The sequence below is a fragment of the Proteus columbae genome (genome assembly GCF_002777965.1).
In the GTDB taxonomy this organism is placed as follows: domain Bacteria; phylum Pseudomonadota; class Gammaproteobacteria; order Enterobacterales; family Enterobacteriaceae; genus Proteus; species Proteus columbae.
In genome coordinates this window covers 102,114-117,890 of record NZ_NGVR01000007.1, presented here as the reverse complement: position 1 = coordinate 117,890, position 15,777 = coordinate 102,114, and the positions used below count along the sequence as shown (strand labels likewise).

At 39.1% G+C, this 15,777-nt stretch carries 15 protein-coding genes; 3 read left to right on the top strand and 12 right to left on the bottom strand.

Annotation, left to right across the window (positions count from 1 at the left end):
* Positions 1 to 152: 152 nt before the first annotated feature.
* From hemG to pepQ, 4 genes are read right to left on the bottom strand one after another with little or no spacing between them, the layout of a single operon-like run.
* Positions 153 to 683: a menaquinone-dependent protoporphyrinogen IX dehydrogenase gene (gene hemG / locus CBE70_RS02245; protein ID WP_100158035.1), complete on the bottom strand. Its 531-nt coding sequence runs from the start codon at positions 681 to 683 to the stop codon at positions 153 to 155.
* 20 nt (positions 684 to 703) lie between these two features.
* On the bottom strand, positions 704 to 2,155 hold the full coding sequence (trkH, locus tag CBE70_RS02240; protein WP_100158034.1) for a Trk system potassium transporter TrkH: 1,452 nt from the start codon (positions 2,153 to 2,155) through the stop codon (positions 704 to 706).
* A 25-nt stretch (positions 2,156 to 2,180) separates the two neighbouring features.
* A complete protein-coding gene (locus CBE70_RS02235) occupies positions 2,181 to 2,801 on the bottom strand; it encodes an IMPACT family protein (protein WP_100158033.1) in 621 nt (206 codons plus the stop codon).
* Complete coding sequence (gene pepQ, locus CBE70_RS02230) at positions 2,801 to 4,135, bottom strand: Xaa-Pro dipeptidase (RefSeq protein ID WP_100158032.1); 1,335 nt, start codon at positions 4,133 to 4,135, stop codon at positions 2,801 to 2,803. The genes CBE70_RS02235 and pepQ overlap by 1 nt, the downstream gene beginning before the upstream one ends.
* Positions 4,136 to 4,402: 267 nt before the next feature.
* Here pepQ and fadB point away from each other — a divergent pair, with 267 nt between their 5' ends.
* Positions 4,403 to 6,583 (top strand): fatty acid oxidation complex subunit alpha FadB, encoded by a 2,181-nt coding sequence (fadB, locus tag CBE70_RS02225; protein ID WP_100158031.1) that lies wholly within the window; start codon positions 4,403 to 4,405, stop codon positions 6,581 to 6,583.
* An 11-nt stretch (positions 6,584 to 6,594) separates the two neighbouring features.
* Positions 6,595 to 7,758, top strand: a complete 1,164-nt coding sequence (gene fadA / locus CBE70_RS02220; RefSeq protein WP_100158030.1) for an acetyl-CoA C-acyltransferase FadA — start codon at positions 6,595 to 6,597, stop codon at positions 7,756 to 7,758.
* Between the two features lie 149 nt (positions 7,759 to 7,907).
* On the opposite strand, the gene fre is transcribed toward fadA, so the two are convergent.
* The 3 genes from fre to pepE form a co-directional block, all read right to left on the bottom strand.
* A complete protein-coding gene (gene fre / locus CBE70_RS02215; RefSeq protein ID WP_100158029.1) occupies positions 7,908 to 8,609 on the bottom strand; it encodes an NAD(P)H-flavin reductase in 702 nt (233 codons plus the stop codon).
* Between the two features lie 15 nt (positions 8,610 to 8,624).
* Positions 8,625 to 10,094, bottom strand: a complete 1,470-nt coding sequence (gene ubiD / locus CBE70_RS02210) for a 4-hydroxy-3-polyprenylbenzoate decarboxylase (RefSeq protein ID WP_036914642.1) — start codon at positions 10,092 to 10,094, stop codon at positions 8,625 to 8,627.
* A gap of 120 nt (positions 10,095 to 10,214) precedes the next feature.
* A complete protein-coding gene (gene pepE / locus CBE70_RS02205) occupies positions 10,215 to 10,940 on the bottom strand; it encodes a dipeptidase PepE (RefSeq protein ID WP_100158028.1) in 726 nt (241 codons plus the stop codon).
* Positions 10,941 to 11,229: 289 nt separating this feature from the next.
* Between pepE and rfaH the strand changes: the two genes are divergently transcribed.
* A complete protein-coding gene (gene rfaH / locus CBE70_RS02200; protein WP_100158027.1) occupies positions 11,230 to 11,730 on the top strand; it encodes a transcription/translation regulatory transformer protein RfaH in 501 nt (166 codons plus the stop codon).
* A 62-nt stretch (positions 11,731 to 11,792) separates the two neighbouring features.
* On the opposite strand, the gene tatC is transcribed toward rfaH, so the two are convergent.
* The 5 genes from tatC to CBE70_RS02175 form a co-directional block, all read right to left on the bottom strand.
* Positions 11,793 to 12,581, bottom strand: a complete 789-nt coding sequence (gene tatC, locus CBE70_RS02195) for a Sec-independent protein translocase subunit TatC (RefSeq protein WP_100158026.1) — start codon at positions 12,579 to 12,581, stop codon at positions 11,793 to 11,795.
* Between the two features lie 3 nt (positions 12,582 to 12,584).
* The gene (gene tatB / locus CBE70_RS02190) at positions 12,585 to 13,100 is read right to left on the bottom strand and encodes a Sec-independent protein translocase protein TatB (protein WP_100158025.1); all 516 of its coding nucleotides are present in this window, start codon (positions 13,098 to 13,100) and stop codon (positions 12,585 to 12,587) included.
* A 3-nt stretch (positions 13,101 to 13,103) separates the two neighbouring features.
* Positions 13,104 to 13,373, bottom strand: a complete 270-nt coding sequence (gene tatA, locus CBE70_RS02185; RefSeq protein ID WP_006535549.1) for a twin-arginine translocase TatA/TatE family subunit — start codon at positions 13,371 to 13,373, stop codon at positions 13,104 to 13,106.
* 125 nt (positions 13,374 to 13,498) lie between these two features.
* Positions 13,499 to 15,136 carry a ubiquinone biosynthesis regulatory protein kinase UbiB gene (gene ubiB, locus CBE70_RS02180; RefSeq protein WP_100158024.1) on the bottom strand — a complete coding sequence of 546 codons (1,638 nt, stop codon included), beginning with the start codon at positions 15,134 to 15,136 and terminating at the stop codon, positions 13,499 to 13,501.
* Positions 15,136 to 15,777, bottom strand: a complete 642-nt coding sequence (locus CBE70_RS02175) for a ubiquinone biosynthesis accessory factor UbiJ (protein ID WP_100158023.1) — start codon at positions 15,775 to 15,777, stop codon at positions 15,136 to 15,138. Before CBE70_RS02175 ends, ubiB begins: the two co-directional genes overlap by 1 nt.

Sequence of the window (15,777 nt, the reverse complement as noted above, 5' to 3'; positions counted from 1 at the left end):
CGTCCTGCGTGGCTTGTTGTTTGCTCATCGCCGGTCAGTGGATGCGCATTATAGGGAGATCTCGGATTAGCGCAAGTGTTTTTTTAAAATAATTTACCGTTCGTTCAAAACTCCAACAAGACGTATAAAAACCCCACAGCAAAGATTAAATATCACTCAATTTTAGCAAAATGCGTTGCAAATTCGCTTACTTTATTCCAATCCGTATATTCAATTTCTTTTGTAGGATCCGTTTCACCTTTAGTCATCTTCATAATTAACTGGATCATAACTCTATCAATCCATTTATAACGAGGATAAAAAAGTGCGCCAGCAAAAACACCCGTTAACGTTGGCTTCCAAGGAGTCTTATCTAAAAACTTACGCATATAAGCATTTGTCTCGGGTGTATTCTTTTCCGCTTTTCTTGCAGTAAGATTAACGCCAAAGAATGCGGACGGCATACTATTCAATTGTGCAAGATGGCGAGTGATAAATTTATCGAGAGCTTTATTAAAGTAACCATAACGAATCGAAGCGCCCACTAAGACTTTATTATAAGCAGATAAATTTAAACTCTGCTGAACAGAGGTTAAATCTCTCACATCACATTCATGACCGTGTTGTCTTAATTCATTCGCGATTTGTGTCATTATCTTTTTAGTTTGACCATCAGTACTGCAATACAACAATAGCGCGCTCATACATTACTCCTTGTATTAGGTTAATCACGCCAAAACGTTGGGGTAAATAAAACCAATAGTGTGAAAACTTCTAGTCGCCCAAATAACATTGTCACGACCAATATCCATTTTGCAGCTGGATTCATTGTCGTGAAGTTATCGGCGACAATACCTAATCCAGGACCAAGATTATTTAATGTAGTGGCAATAGCAGAAAATGCAGAAAATTCATCAACGCCTGTCGCTATCAACAACATTAAGCTGATAATAAATACCAACGCATAAGCGGAGAAAAATCCCCACACAGCTTCAATAATACGTTCAGGTAATGCTCGGTGACCAAGTTTGATGGTATAAACGGCATTAGGGTGAACAAGGCGCTTTAATTCACGATTCCCTTGTAGGAATAAAAGTAAGATACGAATAACTTTTAATCCCCCACCCGTTGATCCTGCACAACCACCAATAAACGCCGAGCATAATAATAGAAGAGGTAAAAATGCAGGCCATTGTGCAAAGCTATCTGTGGCAAAGCCTGCCGTTGTTGCCATAGAGACAACTTGGAAAAAAGCTTGGTTTATGGTTATCCATCCCGTGTCATATACAGAATAAAGCCATAGAATACCGCTACAGATAATGACTAATCCCAATTGAATTGAGATAAACATACGAAATTCAGGATCACGCCAATAAATATTTAAGCTTCTTCCCGTTAGTACGGCAAAGTGCAAACCAAAGTTACAACCAGAGATCAAAAGAAATACACCAATAATGATGTTAATGGTTGGGCTATTAAAATAACCAATACTTGCGTCGTGAGTAGAAAACCCACCAATCGCAATAGTTGAAAAGCTATGAGAAATAGCATCAAACACATCCATGCCTGCAATCCATAATGCTAAGGCACAAATGATCGTTAATAAAACATAGATAAGCCAAAGTGCTTTCGCTGTTTCTGCAATTCGAGGTCGCATTTTGTTATCTTTCAATGGACCCGGCATTTCTGCACGATATAACTGCATTCCCCCAACACCTAAAAGTGGAAGAATAGCGACAGCTAATACGATGATCCCCATCCCTCCTAACCATTGGAGCATTTGGCGATAAAACAAAATAGCTTTAGGTAATGAATCTAGCCCTACAAGTGTCGTGGCACCTGTTGTAGTCAGTCCAGAGAAAGATTCAAAAAAGGCATCAGTAACAGAAAGATGAGGTTGTTCAGAAAAGATAAACGGCAATGCCCCTACACTACCCAGTACTGTCCAAAATAAGACAACAATAAGAAAGCCTTCTTTAGGCTTAAGCTCACTTTTTTTATGTCGATTGGGGATCCACAGCATTAACCCAATAATCAAGGCCACAATAAATGTTTGGCTAAATGCACGCCCTGCACCATCTCGATATATTAATGCGACAATACCGGGAATGATCATCGTGACAGAAAATAAGATAACAAGCAGTCCGACAATACGGGTTATTGAACGAAAATGCATTTAGCGATTTCCTTGGTAGCAAAGATTATTCATTTTTATCTAACGGGATTAATTGCATACTGCCACGACTTATATCGCGTAGTTTAACTTCAACTTCACCGCTATGCACGGCAGGTAATGAAAGTATAAAAGTGACTTTATCGGTATATTCACTTGAAAGCACTTGCCCTTGATATTGTTCAACGACTTGTTCAAGTAACGAAACCAGTGAATATTCACACGCTACACTAAAACGCAACTGTGGCACTTTCGTTTTCGTTGGCAAAAGCTTTAATGCTTGTTGAACACCACTGCCATAAGCTCTAACTAACCCACCCGTTCCTAATTTGATCCCACCGAAATACCGAACAACCACTGCGGTAACCTCTCCCATTCCGCTCCCTAAAAGAGGTGCAAGAATAGGTTTTCCCGCAGTACCTGTTGGCTCACCATCATCAGAAAAACCTAGCTGTTGTGAGTCATCGGGTCTTCCTGCAACAAAAGCCCAACAGTGGTGCCGGGCATCAGGAAATTGCTCTTTGATAGACTGGATATACGCTTTTGCTGCATCAATACCTTCAGTGTGAGCAATAAATGTAATAAAACGACTCTTCTTTATTTCTTCACTGAATTCTACGGTTTCAGCGGGGATCAAATACGCTTTCATCAGGCTAAATGTAAGTCTCTGGTCATATTTTCAATTTTGTTATCGTGGATAATAATATTATCTTCAATACGAATACCACCAAATGGTTTGAAATGCTCAATAAGCTTCCAATTGAAATGAGTACTGTATTTTCCTTCTTTCCAAGGCTCTAACAGAGAGTCGATAAAGTAAAATCCAGGTTCAATTGTTAATACCATGCCCGGCTCAACAATACGTGTGCAACGTAAGAATGGATACATTGCAGGAGCCGCTAAATGGGTTCCTTTATCATCTTGCATAAATCCTGCTGCATCATGAACTTGCAGACCTAAAGCATGCCCTAAGCCATGAGGTAAAAATGGTGTAGTTAATCCAGCACTCACCATCTCTTCTTCACTCATACCTTTAACAATACCGTATTTATTAAGTAGCCCAGCAATACGTCGATGCATTTGAACATGGTATTCAGTATAACGCACGCCAGCTTTCATCGTTGCAATCAGCGCTTGTTGTGCATCATTCATATCTTTAACTAACGAAGTAAATTCATGATTTTCTTTTGCGCTATAAGTACGAGTGATATCTGCTGCGTAACCATTATACTCTGCACCCGCATCAATAAGGAAACTACGATATTCATCCGGTGATTCATGATCTAATTTTGTGTAATGCAAAACAGCGGCGTGTTCATTTAAAGCGATAATATTACCGTAAGGAACATCGGTATCACGATGACCTGTAGCCATTAAATACGCCATATTAATATCAAATTCACTTAATCCAGCTTGGAAAGCTTCACGAGCGGCAATATGTCCGTTGACGGCCATTTTTTGCGCTTCACGCATACAAGCTAATTCATAACCTGTTTTATAAGCTCGATAGTAATGGTAATAATTAAGAAGAGATTGATTGTTGATATTATCAATACTCACACCTAATGATTCTGCTCGCTGTGTATTTGGACCAATATAAGCGGTATTTTTATTAATATAAGGTGCTAACTCTTTTTGAATATCATCAACATTTTTGAGATGAATTAACTCAATTTCATGAGTCCAATAGCTATTTGGTAAAGCTTCAACACTGTGCCAATAGTCAACTGGGGAATAGAACCATAATTTAGGTTTATTAACGCCATCAGCTAATAACCAACAATGTGGCACATCTGTTACAGGCACCCATGCTTTAAAATGAGCATTCACTTTAAAAGGGTAATCACTGTCATCAAGGAAAACACGGATAGGTTCACCAGAATGAATTAATACAGAATCAAGATGGTGTCTGGATAAAGCATCACGAGTACGATTTTGTAGAGTTTTGATATGTTCTTGGTACAGAGAGAGCAATTTTTCCATTATTAATTACCTTATCTTATTCATTGTTAATGATTCAGCTTAACACGCCAACTCTTTGAGTGGCTAACCCCATAACAAAAATAGATTATTACCGATTTATCTCCCCTCTTTTTATCAAACTGAGCAACAACATAGAATTCAATAAGTTGAATAATTTCACTGTGATCACCCTTGCAGTTTTTTAATCAAATATTTGCATTTATTTAACATAGTATTCACACTCTCATTATCTGGTCATACCAGTCTATACATTTAGGGAGAATACAAATGCTCTATCAAAGCGAAAATATTCAAGCCGATTGGGTGAAACAAGGTATTGTTGAACTCATTTTTAACGCCAAAGGTTCTATTAATAAATTAGATACCAAAACGGTTGCAATGCTAAGTGAAGCTTTAACAGTATTAGAAGCAACGCCAAGCCTGAAGGGTGTTATCTTGCGTTCCGAAAAACCGGCCTTTATTGTCGGTGCTGATATTACCGAGTTTTTATCCCTTTTTGATGCCCCTGAAGAAGAATTGACTCAGTGGCTACATTTCTCTAATCAGATTTTTAGCCGACTTGAAGACTTACCTGTTCCTACCGTTTCCGCTATCAATGGCTATGCACTTGGCGGTGGCTGCGAGTGCGTACTTGCTACTGATTTTCGTATTGCTTCTCCTGATTTACGTATCGGTTTACCAGAAACAAAACTTGGGATTATGCCGGGTTTTGGCGGTTCAGTACGTCTTCCTCGTTTGATAGGTGTCGATAACGCATTAGAAATTATTACTGCCGGTAAAGATGTTGATGCTAACACAGCACTTCAAAATGGATTAATCCAAGCAATTGTTCCTCTAGAGAATTTAAAAGAAAGTGCTATTTCGCTAATCGAGCAAGCAATTGAAGGCAAAATTAATTGGAAAGCGGCACGTCATCCAAAAACAGCGCCATTAAGACTGACAGAGCTTGAACATAAAATGTCTTTCAGTGTGGCTAAAGGTATGGTGATGAAAGTAGCAGGCCCTCACTACCCAGCACCTATCACCGCAGTAAAAACTATTGAAAAGGCAGCCTTTCTAAATAGAGATGAAGCGCTGGCTCTCGAAACTGAAAACTTTGTTAAGCTCACACGCACTGATGTTGCAAAAGCCTTAGTCGGTATTTTCCTTAATGATCAGTATGTCAAAAATATCACGAAAAAACGCCATGCCGAATTACCTAAACAGGCTGCTGTATTAGGTGCAGGGATCATGGGAGGTGGGATCTCCTACCAATCTGCCTTAAAAGGTATTCCTGTTGTAATGAAGGATATTAACCAAAAATCCCTTGAACTGGGTATGAATGAAGCGTTAAACCTGCTACAAAAACGCCAAGAAAAAGGTCGAATGAGTGCCGTAGATATGGCGAAAACTCTCGCCGCTATTCAACCGACATTGAATTACGCTTCTGTCAGTGATGCGGATGTTATTGTTGAAGCGGTTGTTGAAAATCCAAAAGTAAAAGCAACTGTACTTGCAGAAACAGAAGCACTATTAGCAGATAACGCAATCCTGGCTTCTAACACTTCAACCATCCCTATTTCATTACTTGCAAAGTCTTTAAAGCGCCCTGAGAATTTCTGTGGGATGCACTTCTTTAACCCAGTTCATCGAATGCCACTGGTTGAAATCATTAAAGGCGAAAAAACCAGTGAAGAGACAATTAATCGTATAGTCAGTTACGCCAGTAAAATGGGAAAAACACCGATTATCGTTAATGATTGTCCCGGCTTCTTTGTAAACCGAGTCCTCTTTCCTTATTTTGCGGGATTCTCTCTATTACTAAGAGATGGTGCTGATTTTATTGCTGTTGATAAAGTGATGGAAAAGGTATTTGGCTGGCCTATGGGACCGGCATACCTACTTGATGTTGTGGGTATTGATACGGCAAATCATGCTCAAGCCGTAATGGCTCAGGGTTTCCCTGACAGAATGGGGACGATTGAGCGAGATGCTATTGCTCTTTTATATGAGCAACAGCGATATGGTCAGAAAAATAATCATGGTTTCTATAATTACTCAGTTGATAAACGGGGTAAAAAACAGAAATCTGTTGATGGTCAAATTCAAACGCTTATTCAGCAAAATGCTGGCAAAACACAAGAGTTTAGCCAAGATGCAATTATTGCTCGCATGATGATCCCTATGATCAATGAAGTTATCCGTTGTTTAGATGAAGGTATTATTGCTTCACCAGCAGAAGCGGATATTGCGTTAGTTTATGGTTTAGGCTTCCCTCCTTTCCGAGGTGGTGTATTCCGTTACCTTGATACCATCGGATTAGCACAATTTGTTGCCGATGCACAGCAATACGCATCATTAGGGCCTCTTTATCAAATCCCTGAAAGTTTAAAACAGAAAGCGCAACGCAACGAAACCTATTATCCAAAGCCCGCAAAAGTAGATGTTAACATCAGAGAACTCGCTTAAGGAGATATGAAATGGAAAAGGTTGTCATAATTGATGGTATTCGTACTCCAATGGGACGCTCGAAAGGTGGCGCATTTCGCCATGTCAGAGCAGAAAATCTCTCTGCACAATTGATGCAAGCACTACTAACACGTAATCCGAATATTAATCCCAATGATATTGGTGATGTGATTTGGGGCTGTGTACAACAAACTTTAGAGCAAGGTTTTAATATTGCTCGTAATGCGGCGTTATTGGCTGAACTTCCACACAAGGTTCCGGCAGTTACAGTTAACCGGTTATGTGGTTCATCAATGCAAGCATTACATGATGGTGCACGCCAAATTATGCTGGGTGATAGCCAAGTAGCATTAATCGGCGGTGTTGAACATATGGGTCACGTACCGATGACTTATAATGCAGATTTTAATCCATCACTTAACCTTTCTGTTGCTAAAGCCTCATTTTCAATGGGGTTAACAGCAGAAATGCTCGCAAAATCATTCCAAATTTCACGAGAAGAGCAAGATAAATTTGCTTATCGCTCGCATCATTTAGCGGCGATTGCGACACAGCAAGGCTATTTTGATAATGAGATAGTGGCTATCAACGGTCATGATGCAATGGGTAATTTTATCAATGTAAAAAATGATGAAGTTATTCGTTATAACCCTAACCTTGAAGAGTTAGCACAGCTTAAACCAGTGTTTGATCCTGCGACAGGCTCTGTAACAGCAGGCAATTCATCCGCAGTTTCTGATGGTGCATCTGCCATGTTTATCACCAGTGAACGTTATGCCAAAGAGCACAATTTAAAGCCTCGTGCCATTATTCGTGCCATGGCAGTGACCGGATGTGATCCCGCAATTATGGGTTATGGCCCTGTTCCTGCAACAGAAATCGCGTTGAAAAAAGCAGGATTAACACTAGGTGATATTGATATTTTTGAGCTAAATGAAGCATTTGCCGCACAGTCATTAGCCTGCATGAAGAAAATGAATTTACTCGACAGTATCGATGACAAGATTAATTTAAATGGTGGAGCAATTGCCTTAGGGCATCCTTTAGGTTGTTCAGGCTCTCGAATAACAACTTCATTATTAAATATTATGGAGCGTAAAGATGCGCAATTTGGTTTGGCCACAATGTGTATTGGATTAGGACAAGGTATTGCAACGATTATAGAACGTGTTTAATACATCATTTTGTATATCCACGTTCTGATCGTAAGGAACGTATTCTTTTCGATTGCATGGTTAGAAACCATTTTCCCGCCGTCAGGGGCGGGTTTTTTTATGGTTTTAAAAACGAAAATAATAACAAATAACGAGGTAATAGCGTTTTATCAGATAAATTCAAAAGCATCGCTAAATAAGCGTGTTTTATCTGCATTGCGTTCACTACAAAAACGATCTCTGGCAATTTTAGCCATCTCAAAACGCCCTGCGATGTAAATATCATATTCTGATAAATCACCGAAATCTTCGCTTATCGCTGTTAATACTGTACCTTTGCGTCCACGCCAAGTCTCATCAGGTTGCTCGACCACAGGAACAACCGTTAAAGATGGATGCAATTCTGTTAATTCTTGTAATTCATTAAGATCATAGAGGTGAACGCTCTCTCTTCCACCCCAATAAATCGTAATAGATCGCTGTGGGTTTTCAGCTAATGCAGCCAATAAAATTGAGTGGGTATAAGAAAATCCTGTACCGCCAGCAATTAATAATAAAGGACGTTGACTCTCTTTTTTAAACCATGCATTTCCATGAGGAATATCAATGGTAAGTTGCTGTTTTTCTAATATCACATCAAGCACTGCCATCGCATAAAGATTGAGTTCAGACGCACCAATATGAAGTTCAATAAAGTCTTTGTTTTCAGGTATAGACGCAATAGAAAAAGGACGTTTATCACGTTCATCCATAACAGCTAAAAGATATTGCCCAGCCTGAAAATCAAATTCGCCATCAGGTAGTAACCTTACCCGATAAACCGTATTTGTCATCGGCTCAACAAGTGAGACTTTACAATTCAATATTGCCATGTTGTTCCTCTGTTATTATTTAAGAATATCGAGCTGTTCCCAAATAGTATCGACTCGTTGCTTAACTTCATCAGACATCACAATAGGTCTACCCCATTCTCTATCTGTCTCACCCGGCCATTTATTAGTCGCATCAAGACCCATTTTTGATCCTAATCCTGAAACAGGTGAAGCGAAGTCGAGATAATCAATAGGCGTATTCTCCATCATAATGGTATCTCTTGCAGGATCCATTCTGGTCGTAATTGCCCAAATCACATCTTTCCAATCTCTTGCATTGACATCATCATCGCAAACAATCACAAATTTGGTGTACATAAATTGCCGTAAGTAAGACCAAACTCCCATCATTACGCGTTTAGCATGACCCGCATACTGTTTCTTCATTGTTACAACGGCTAAACGATAAGAACATCCTTCAGGAGGCAGATAAAAATCTACAATTTCAGGAAACTGTTTTTGTAATATAGGAACAAGCACTTCATTCAATGCAACACCTAATACTGCGGGTTCATCAGGTGGACGGCCTGTATATGTAGAATGATAAATTGCATCTTTACGGCGCGTTAAATGCGTAATGGTAAACACAGGAAAAGAGTCAATCTCATTATAATATCCTGTGTGATCACCATATGGCCCTTCTGGGGCTAACTCGCCCGGTTCAATGTAACCTTCAAGGATAATTTCAGCACTTGCAGGTACTTCAAGATCATTTGAAAGGCATTTTACAACTTCTGATTTATTACCCCGTAATAAACCAGCGAATGCATATTCAGATAATGTATCTGGTACAGGTGTTACAGCACCTAAAATAGTGGCAGGATCTGCCCCTAATGCTACAGAAACAGGGAATCGTTCACCGGGATGTTTTTGACACCATTCTTGAAAATCTAATGCACCACCACGATGCGATAACCAGCGCATAATCACTTTATTTTTACCCAGCACTTGCTGGCGATAAATACCCAGATTTTGGCGCTCTTTCAATGGGCCACGAGTCACCGTTAATCCCCAAGTAATCAAAGGTGCCGCATCTTCAGGCCAACAATGCATAACAGGGATCTTAGTTAAATCAACATCATCACCTGTTAAAACCACCTCCTGACAAGGGGCTTTACTCAAGCGTTTGGTTGGCATATTTAAAACTTGCTTAAACTTAGGTAGCTTATCGAAGAGATCACGAAAACCTTTCGGAGGATCAGGCTCTTTTAGAAAAGCTAATAACTTTCCAACTTCGTGCAGGGCTTTAACATCATCTTGCCCCATTCCCATTGCCACACGCTCTGGTGTACCAAATAAGTTACAAAGCACGGGCATATCATACCCTTTAGGATTTTCAAACAACAGCGCTGGCCCACCGGCACGTAAAGTTCTGTCCGCTATTTCGGTCATTTCAAGGTAGGGATCTATTTCATAGGTGATACGTTTTAATTCACCTTTTTCTTCTAATAATGAAAGGAAATCTCTTAAATCGCGGTATTTCATCATAATCTTACGAGCCAGTGAGTGAAAGAAAAGAGGGCCAATGCCCTCTTTGAGACGCTATAAGCTAAACGCATAACTCACTAAAATGCAATGCTTTTTATTTAGTAGCGTTCACTATACTTATAAACAGCGGAATGGAACCCACTCTGAAAGTAATTTAGTATCAAACTGTTCAGGGAATGTTTTTCCATGTTGGAAGATTTTAAAACCTTCATTTTTAGCGCTGTAATAACGTAATTCTTCACCTTGAATATATAAGTAACTCCCTTCACGGATAGCCACAACAATCTCTTCAGGGTTAATTGCACAAAACTCTGCAATACGCTCATCGCGAGTTTCACCCATATGACCACTGATAGAAGCATCAATGTAATGTGGGTTAATTTGAACAGGGAATAAGCCTAATGAAGGCATAATAACAGAGGAGCGTACAGGCATATCATTAGTAGTACGAATTGTTGGTGTTGCAACATTACAACCTGCACTCCAACCAATATACGGAATATTGCGTTCACGTACTGCGCGTTGAATTGGAACAACCAATCCTTTTTCATGCAGCATTTGGTTTAATAACCAAGTATTACCACCACTGACTAAAATACATTCTGCATTATTGATTGCATCAACTTCTGAATCAAAATGTTCAATACAAGTAACTTCAATACCTAACACTTCTGATAAATCACGAGCACGTTGATCATGATCGGAACGAATAACGGCATAAGCAATTAATACAGCAGAACGAATACCGCGTTTTTTAATCATGCTATCGATATTATCTTTTGCATAACTTAACCAACGTGGATCCCCGGCAATTTTTCCGTTACTTAATAAAAAAACTTCCATTACAGAACCTCTTTATAATTATGAACAAAATTCTAAGATAATTATCTTGAGAGCTTTTTCTTATTTTTGCCATCACTTTTTTATTAACTTGTTACCTCTATCCGAGATCTAAGTGAAAGTAACAAAAACAAGCCCTTTTATTGCGTATAAACACAGCTTTTCTGTTCTTTTTTCAGTATAAAACCACGTTAATCTGTTTTTTATTTAATCCCTGATAGATAACTGTTACCTTAATTATAAATTTGCTATCATCGCTTAAATTAAATTTAACTAACCCATTGTCTCTATTATGAAAAACTGGCACTTACTGTATTGTAAACGCGGGCAAATCCCTCGTGCTATCGAACACTTAGAACGTCAGCAAGTGGGCTGTTTTACACCTATGGTAACCATAGAAAAAGTATTAAGAGGAAAGCGCACTACCGTAACAGAACCACTTTTCCCTAATTACCTTTTTATAGAGTTTGATCCTGAAGTGATCCATACCACAACCATTAGCTCAACGCGTGGAGTAAACTCATTCGTTCGCTTTGGGCAATATCCTGTCACTGTTCCTCAAGATGTGATTGATACACTGCAAATACCTCAGCTTTCATCTCTCACTTATAGCGAAGAAAATGTACCTCATAGTGGCGATAGCGTGTTAATAACAGAGGGTATTTTTCAAGGGATCAAAGCGATATATCAAGAGCCTGATGGTGAAGCTCGTTCAATTTTGCTTTTAAATATATTAAATAGCGAAGTGAAAAAATCAGTCGGAAATAAAGAGTTTAAAAAAGAGTTGCTCTAAAAAAAGTTAACCCAGCTATTGCTGGGCTAATATCATATGATTTTAGAAAATCGTTTCTAAAATTATTTTTGCTGTTCTGCTTCAGCTTCCGCCTCTGCTTCCTCAGCTTCTTCTTCTGGTGTTTTTCTTCGACCATTACCGACATAAAAACGCGATACCATGACACCGATTTCAAACAGTAAGTACATAGGTATTGCGAGTAAGGTTTGAGAGAAAACATCTGGTGGTGTCAATACCATACCAACGACAAAGGCACCCACAAGAATATAAGGACGTTTTTTCTTTAACGCTTCTGGTGTTGTTACACCACTCCAGCACAGTAAAATAATCGCAATCGGTACTTCAAAAGCGGCACCAAACGCCATAAAGAGCGTCATCACGAAACTTAGGTATTTACTGATATCCGGAATAAAGTTAACCCCTTCAGGGGTCGTATTAACAAAGAAGCCAAATGCGAGAGGGAACACAACAAAATAAGCAAACGCCATACCGAGGTAGAATAATACCGTACTTGAAACAAGTAACGGTAGCATCAAGCGGCGTTCGTGTTTATACAATGCTGGTGCGATAAAAGCCCATACCTGATAAAGAATAACAGGCACAGAAGCAAAAACGGATACCATGACTGTCAATTTAATCGGAGTCAAAAAAGTAGAGGCAACATCCGTCGCACTCATATTTGACCCTTTTGGCAACTTATCGAGTAATGGAGCCGAGACTAATTGATAGATATCGTTAGAAAAATAAACCAGCGCTAAAAAAACCACTAGAACTGAAACTAAGCTATACATCAAACGCTTACGAAGTTCTATTAAATGGCTGATCAGCGGTTGGGTATCATTTACTGCCATGTTTTAATGCTCACCATTGACCTGATCAGTTGTTTTTTTCTCTATTGTTACTGGCTGAGTAACAGGAACTTCTGTCTTTGTAATACTTTCTGCCACAGGTTTATGGCGATTAGCATCATCATTAACTTCATCAGCTTCAGCAAGTGCGGCTAAATCAGAAGGTGAAGGTTCCGTAGAGTCGGTTTTTACAGACTGCTCTTTCGTGGAGTCTGGCGTTGTAGGTGCTTGATAAGTTTGTTTTAAAGACTGTGCAGCCTCTTTTAACTCATCCATAGACGCTTTCAGCTCTGGCGATAACGTTTGCAAATTCGCTTTCTCTTCAACTTTTTTCAAGCTCTCTTGGAGTTCTTGAAGTTTTAGTTCTTGAGTCAGTTCATTTTGCACATTCGCAGCCAAAGAGCGTAATGCCCTTACCCAGCCAGCAATTGTTTTTACTGCTACGGGCAAACGTTCTGGCCCCAGAAAAACAAGACCAATCACCATGACCAATAGCAGCTGACTAAAACCAATGTCAAACACGGTTTACACCTGCTCTTTGTTTTTGCTCTCAGTTGTAGACTTCTCTTCTGTTGAAGTCTTCTGCGCTAAATTTTTAGTATCAAAATCTGCGTCGTTGTTTGTTTTTTCAGCGTTGTTGGTGTCTTTATCTGCTGCTTCGTCACCAATCGCTTTTTTAAAGCCTTTTACTGATGCACCTAAATCTGAGCCTAATGTACGCAGTTTATTTGTACCAAATAATAAGACAACGATGACAGCGATGATAAGTAATTGCCAAATGCTAATACCGCCCATTTTATGTTCCTCAACTATTTTCGGGGTTATACTTAATAACAGTGCCCATTATATACAACGAATTCAATTTTCGGGAATCTCGAATTCATCGTTTAACTTGCTCAAAGACAAACTTTGATGTGTTTTTATTGTGCATTTCCAGATCTAAACCAACCCAAAATCCATGCAAGAAGACCTAAACTGATAAAAACACTGAATAATGTTTTAAAACCAGAAACAAAAAACAGGCTTCCGCATAAAAACAGTGTTGTACCTATACCCAATAAAAATAGAGACTGTCTCTGTTTGACTCTTTGCGAACTTATTTGTTCCGTCAATTTGTCTAGCGTTAACTTCATATTTTTATGTTGCTTCAGACTATCATAAACCAGCTCTGGTATCTCTGGCATTTTTTCAATCCAGTAAGGCGCTTTGCTCTTTATACCATTCACTAATGCCGTGATACCAATTTGGCTATGTAACCAATCTTCTAAGAAAGGTTTTGCCGTTTTCCATAAATCCAATTGTGGATATAATTGGCGTCCAAGCCCTTCAACATAAAGCAATGTTTTTTGAAGTAAAACTAACTGCGGTTGTACTTCCATATTGAAACGACGTGCTGTATTGAAAAGATTAAGTAACACATGCCCAAATGAGATCTCAGAAAGTGGTTTTTCAAAAATCGGTTCACACACAGTGCGGATCGCAAATTCAAAATCTTCCACATTGGTATCTGCTGGCACCCAGCCTGAATCAACATGTAATTCTGCCACTTTTCGATAATCGCGGTTAAAGAAAGCTAAGAAGTTTTCAGCTAGATAGCGTTTATCTTCTTTATTTAATGAGCCAACGATACCGCAATCAATCCCAATATAATATGGATTCTCAGGGTGATCATAGCTAATAAACACATTACCAGGATGCATATCAGCATGGAAAAAACTGTCTCTAAATACCTGAGTGAAAAAGACTTTTACACCACGCTCTGCAAGAAGCTTCATATTCGTCTTTTGTGCATTCAACGCTTCAATATCAGAAACGGGAATACCATAAATACGCTCCATAACCATCACGTTTTCATGGCAATAATCTGAATACACTTCAGGAATATACAACATAGAGCTATTTTCAAAATTACGACGTAGCTGAATAGCATTCGCAGCTTCACGCAGTAAATTTAGCTCATCAAGTAATGTTTTTTCGTATTCGCGGATCACTTCTTTTGGTCGTAAACGACGACCATCAGGTAAAAACGGTAATAGATTTGCCAAGCGATACATCAAACGGATATCCGCTTTGATCACTGGTTGAATATCGGGACGAATAACCTTTAGTACCACTTCTTTGCCGTTTTCTTTTAATCTTGCAGTGTGAACCTGCGCAATAGAAGCGGAAGCCAGTGGAGTTTCATCAAAATCATCAAACCATTGGTCGATAGGGCAACCAAATGAGTTTTCAATATATTGTCGTGCTTTCTTACCATCAAAAGGAGCAACTTTGTCTTGCAATAAAGCAAGCTGATCAGCGATTTGAGGAGGGAAAAGATCACGTCGAGTTGATAACATTTGACCTAATTTAATCCAAACAGGGCCTAATGTTTGCAATGCGAGTCGTAAGCGTTCACCTAATGGTTTTTCTGGATGTTTATTTTTGATCCAAAATAGTGCTCGGCATCCTAATCTTGCAGGCAAAGTAATTCGGTGTTTAGGAATTAACTCATCAAGCCCATAAGATAAAAATACCTGAATAATATGATAGAGGCGCTTTAACTCACTAAGGAGCATTATTTTTTCTCCAATGTGCCTAACCGTTTTTCCAGCTCGGCGGTTTGCTGTGCAAGTTCTTCTATTTCATCATAAAAATGGACTGTTTCTAATGCACTAGGTGCGGTTTTCCACTCTTCAATTAATGCGTCACGTAAATAATCTTTTTGGTGACTTAAGAGTGAAGAAAATAACTGAACACCCTTTCCTGCAACAACAGTTAAACTTTGCGCCGCAATATCACCAATATAAGGTGCTAAATATTGCGCAGGATCCCACTGTGCCATATCTAATAATGCAGACCAATTTTGAACAACCTGCATATCACCATCAATAGTGATATCACCACGGTTGATGAGTTCTGACATTTTTTGACGATCACGAAGCTTAATCAGAGTTAATAGTTTTGTTTTTATCAAACAATCAGTTTCATCATCCCAATGGCTTAATACATCAACTTGTTGTTCGCTAAAGACTAAGTAGATGGAACGAGGAAACTCATTGATAGAAAGCGCCAACACTTTGCCCGCAAGGCGATTGCGGGCAGGTTTAAGCACATTTTCCTGATATAAAACGTGATTAAGTGCTGTCTCCATGGATGCTGTTAGCAACGGATACAGTACTTGAGAAGCAATATCATGAGAAAAAGTGGCTTTTTCCAT

What these genes read in the sequence shown, in the direction of transcription:
- hemG (WP_100158035.1), bottom strand. Translation starts at nt 683, where the DNA reads ATGAGCGCGCTATTGTTGTATTGCAGTACTGATGGTCAAACTAAAAAG.
- trkH (WP_100158034.1), bottom strand. Translation starts at nt 2,155, where the DNA reads ATGCATTTTCGTTCAATAACCCGTATTGTCGGACTGCTTGTTATCTTA.
- CBE70_RS02235 (WP_100158033.1), bottom strand. Translation starts at nt 2,801, where the DNA reads ATGAAAGCGTATTTGATCCCCGCTGAAACCGTAGAATTCAGTGAAGAA.
- pepQ (WP_100158032.1), bottom strand. Translation starts at nt 4,135, where the DNA reads ATGGAAAAATTGCTCTCTCTGTACCAAGAACATATCAAAACTCTACAA.
- fadB (WP_100158031.1), top strand. Translation starts at nt 4,403, where the DNA reads ATGCTCTATCAAAGCGAAAATATTCAAGCCGATTGGGTGAAACAAGGT.
- fadA (WP_100158030.1), top strand. Translation starts at nt 6,595, where the DNA reads ATGGAAAAGGTTGTCATAATTGATGGTATTCGTACTCCAATGGGACGC.
- fre (WP_100158029.1), bottom strand. Translation starts at nt 8,609, where the DNA reads ATGGCAATATTGAATTGTAAAGTCTCACTTGTTGAGCCGATGACAAAT.
- ubiD (WP_036914642.1), bottom strand. Translation starts at nt 10,094, where the DNA reads ATGAAATACCGCGATTTAAGAGATTTCCTTTCATTATTAGAAGAAAAA.
- pepE (WP_100158028.1), bottom strand. Translation starts at nt 10,940, where the DNA reads ATGGAAGTTTTTTTATTAAGTAACGGAAAAATTGCCGGGGATCCACGT.
- rfaH (WP_100158027.1), top strand. Translation starts at nt 11,230, where the DNA reads ATGAAAAACTGGCACTTACTGTATTGTAAACGCGGGCAAATCCCTCGT.
- tatC (WP_100158026.1), bottom strand. Translation starts at nt 12,581, where the DNA reads ATGGCAGTAAATGATACCCAACCGCTGATCAGCCATTTAATAGAACTT.
- tatA (WP_006535549.1), bottom strand. Translation starts at nt 13,373, where the DNA reads ATGGGCGGTATTAGCATTTGGCAATTACTTATCATCGCTGTCATCGTT.
- ubiB (WP_100158024.1), bottom strand. Translation starts at nt 15,136, where the DNA reads ATGCTCCTTAGTGAGTTAAAGCGCCTCTATCATATTATTCAGGTATTT.
- CBE70_RS02175 (WP_100158023.1), bottom strand. Translation starts at nt 15,777, where the DNA reads ATGGAAAAAGCCACTTTTTCTCATGATATTGCTTCTCAAGTACTGTAT.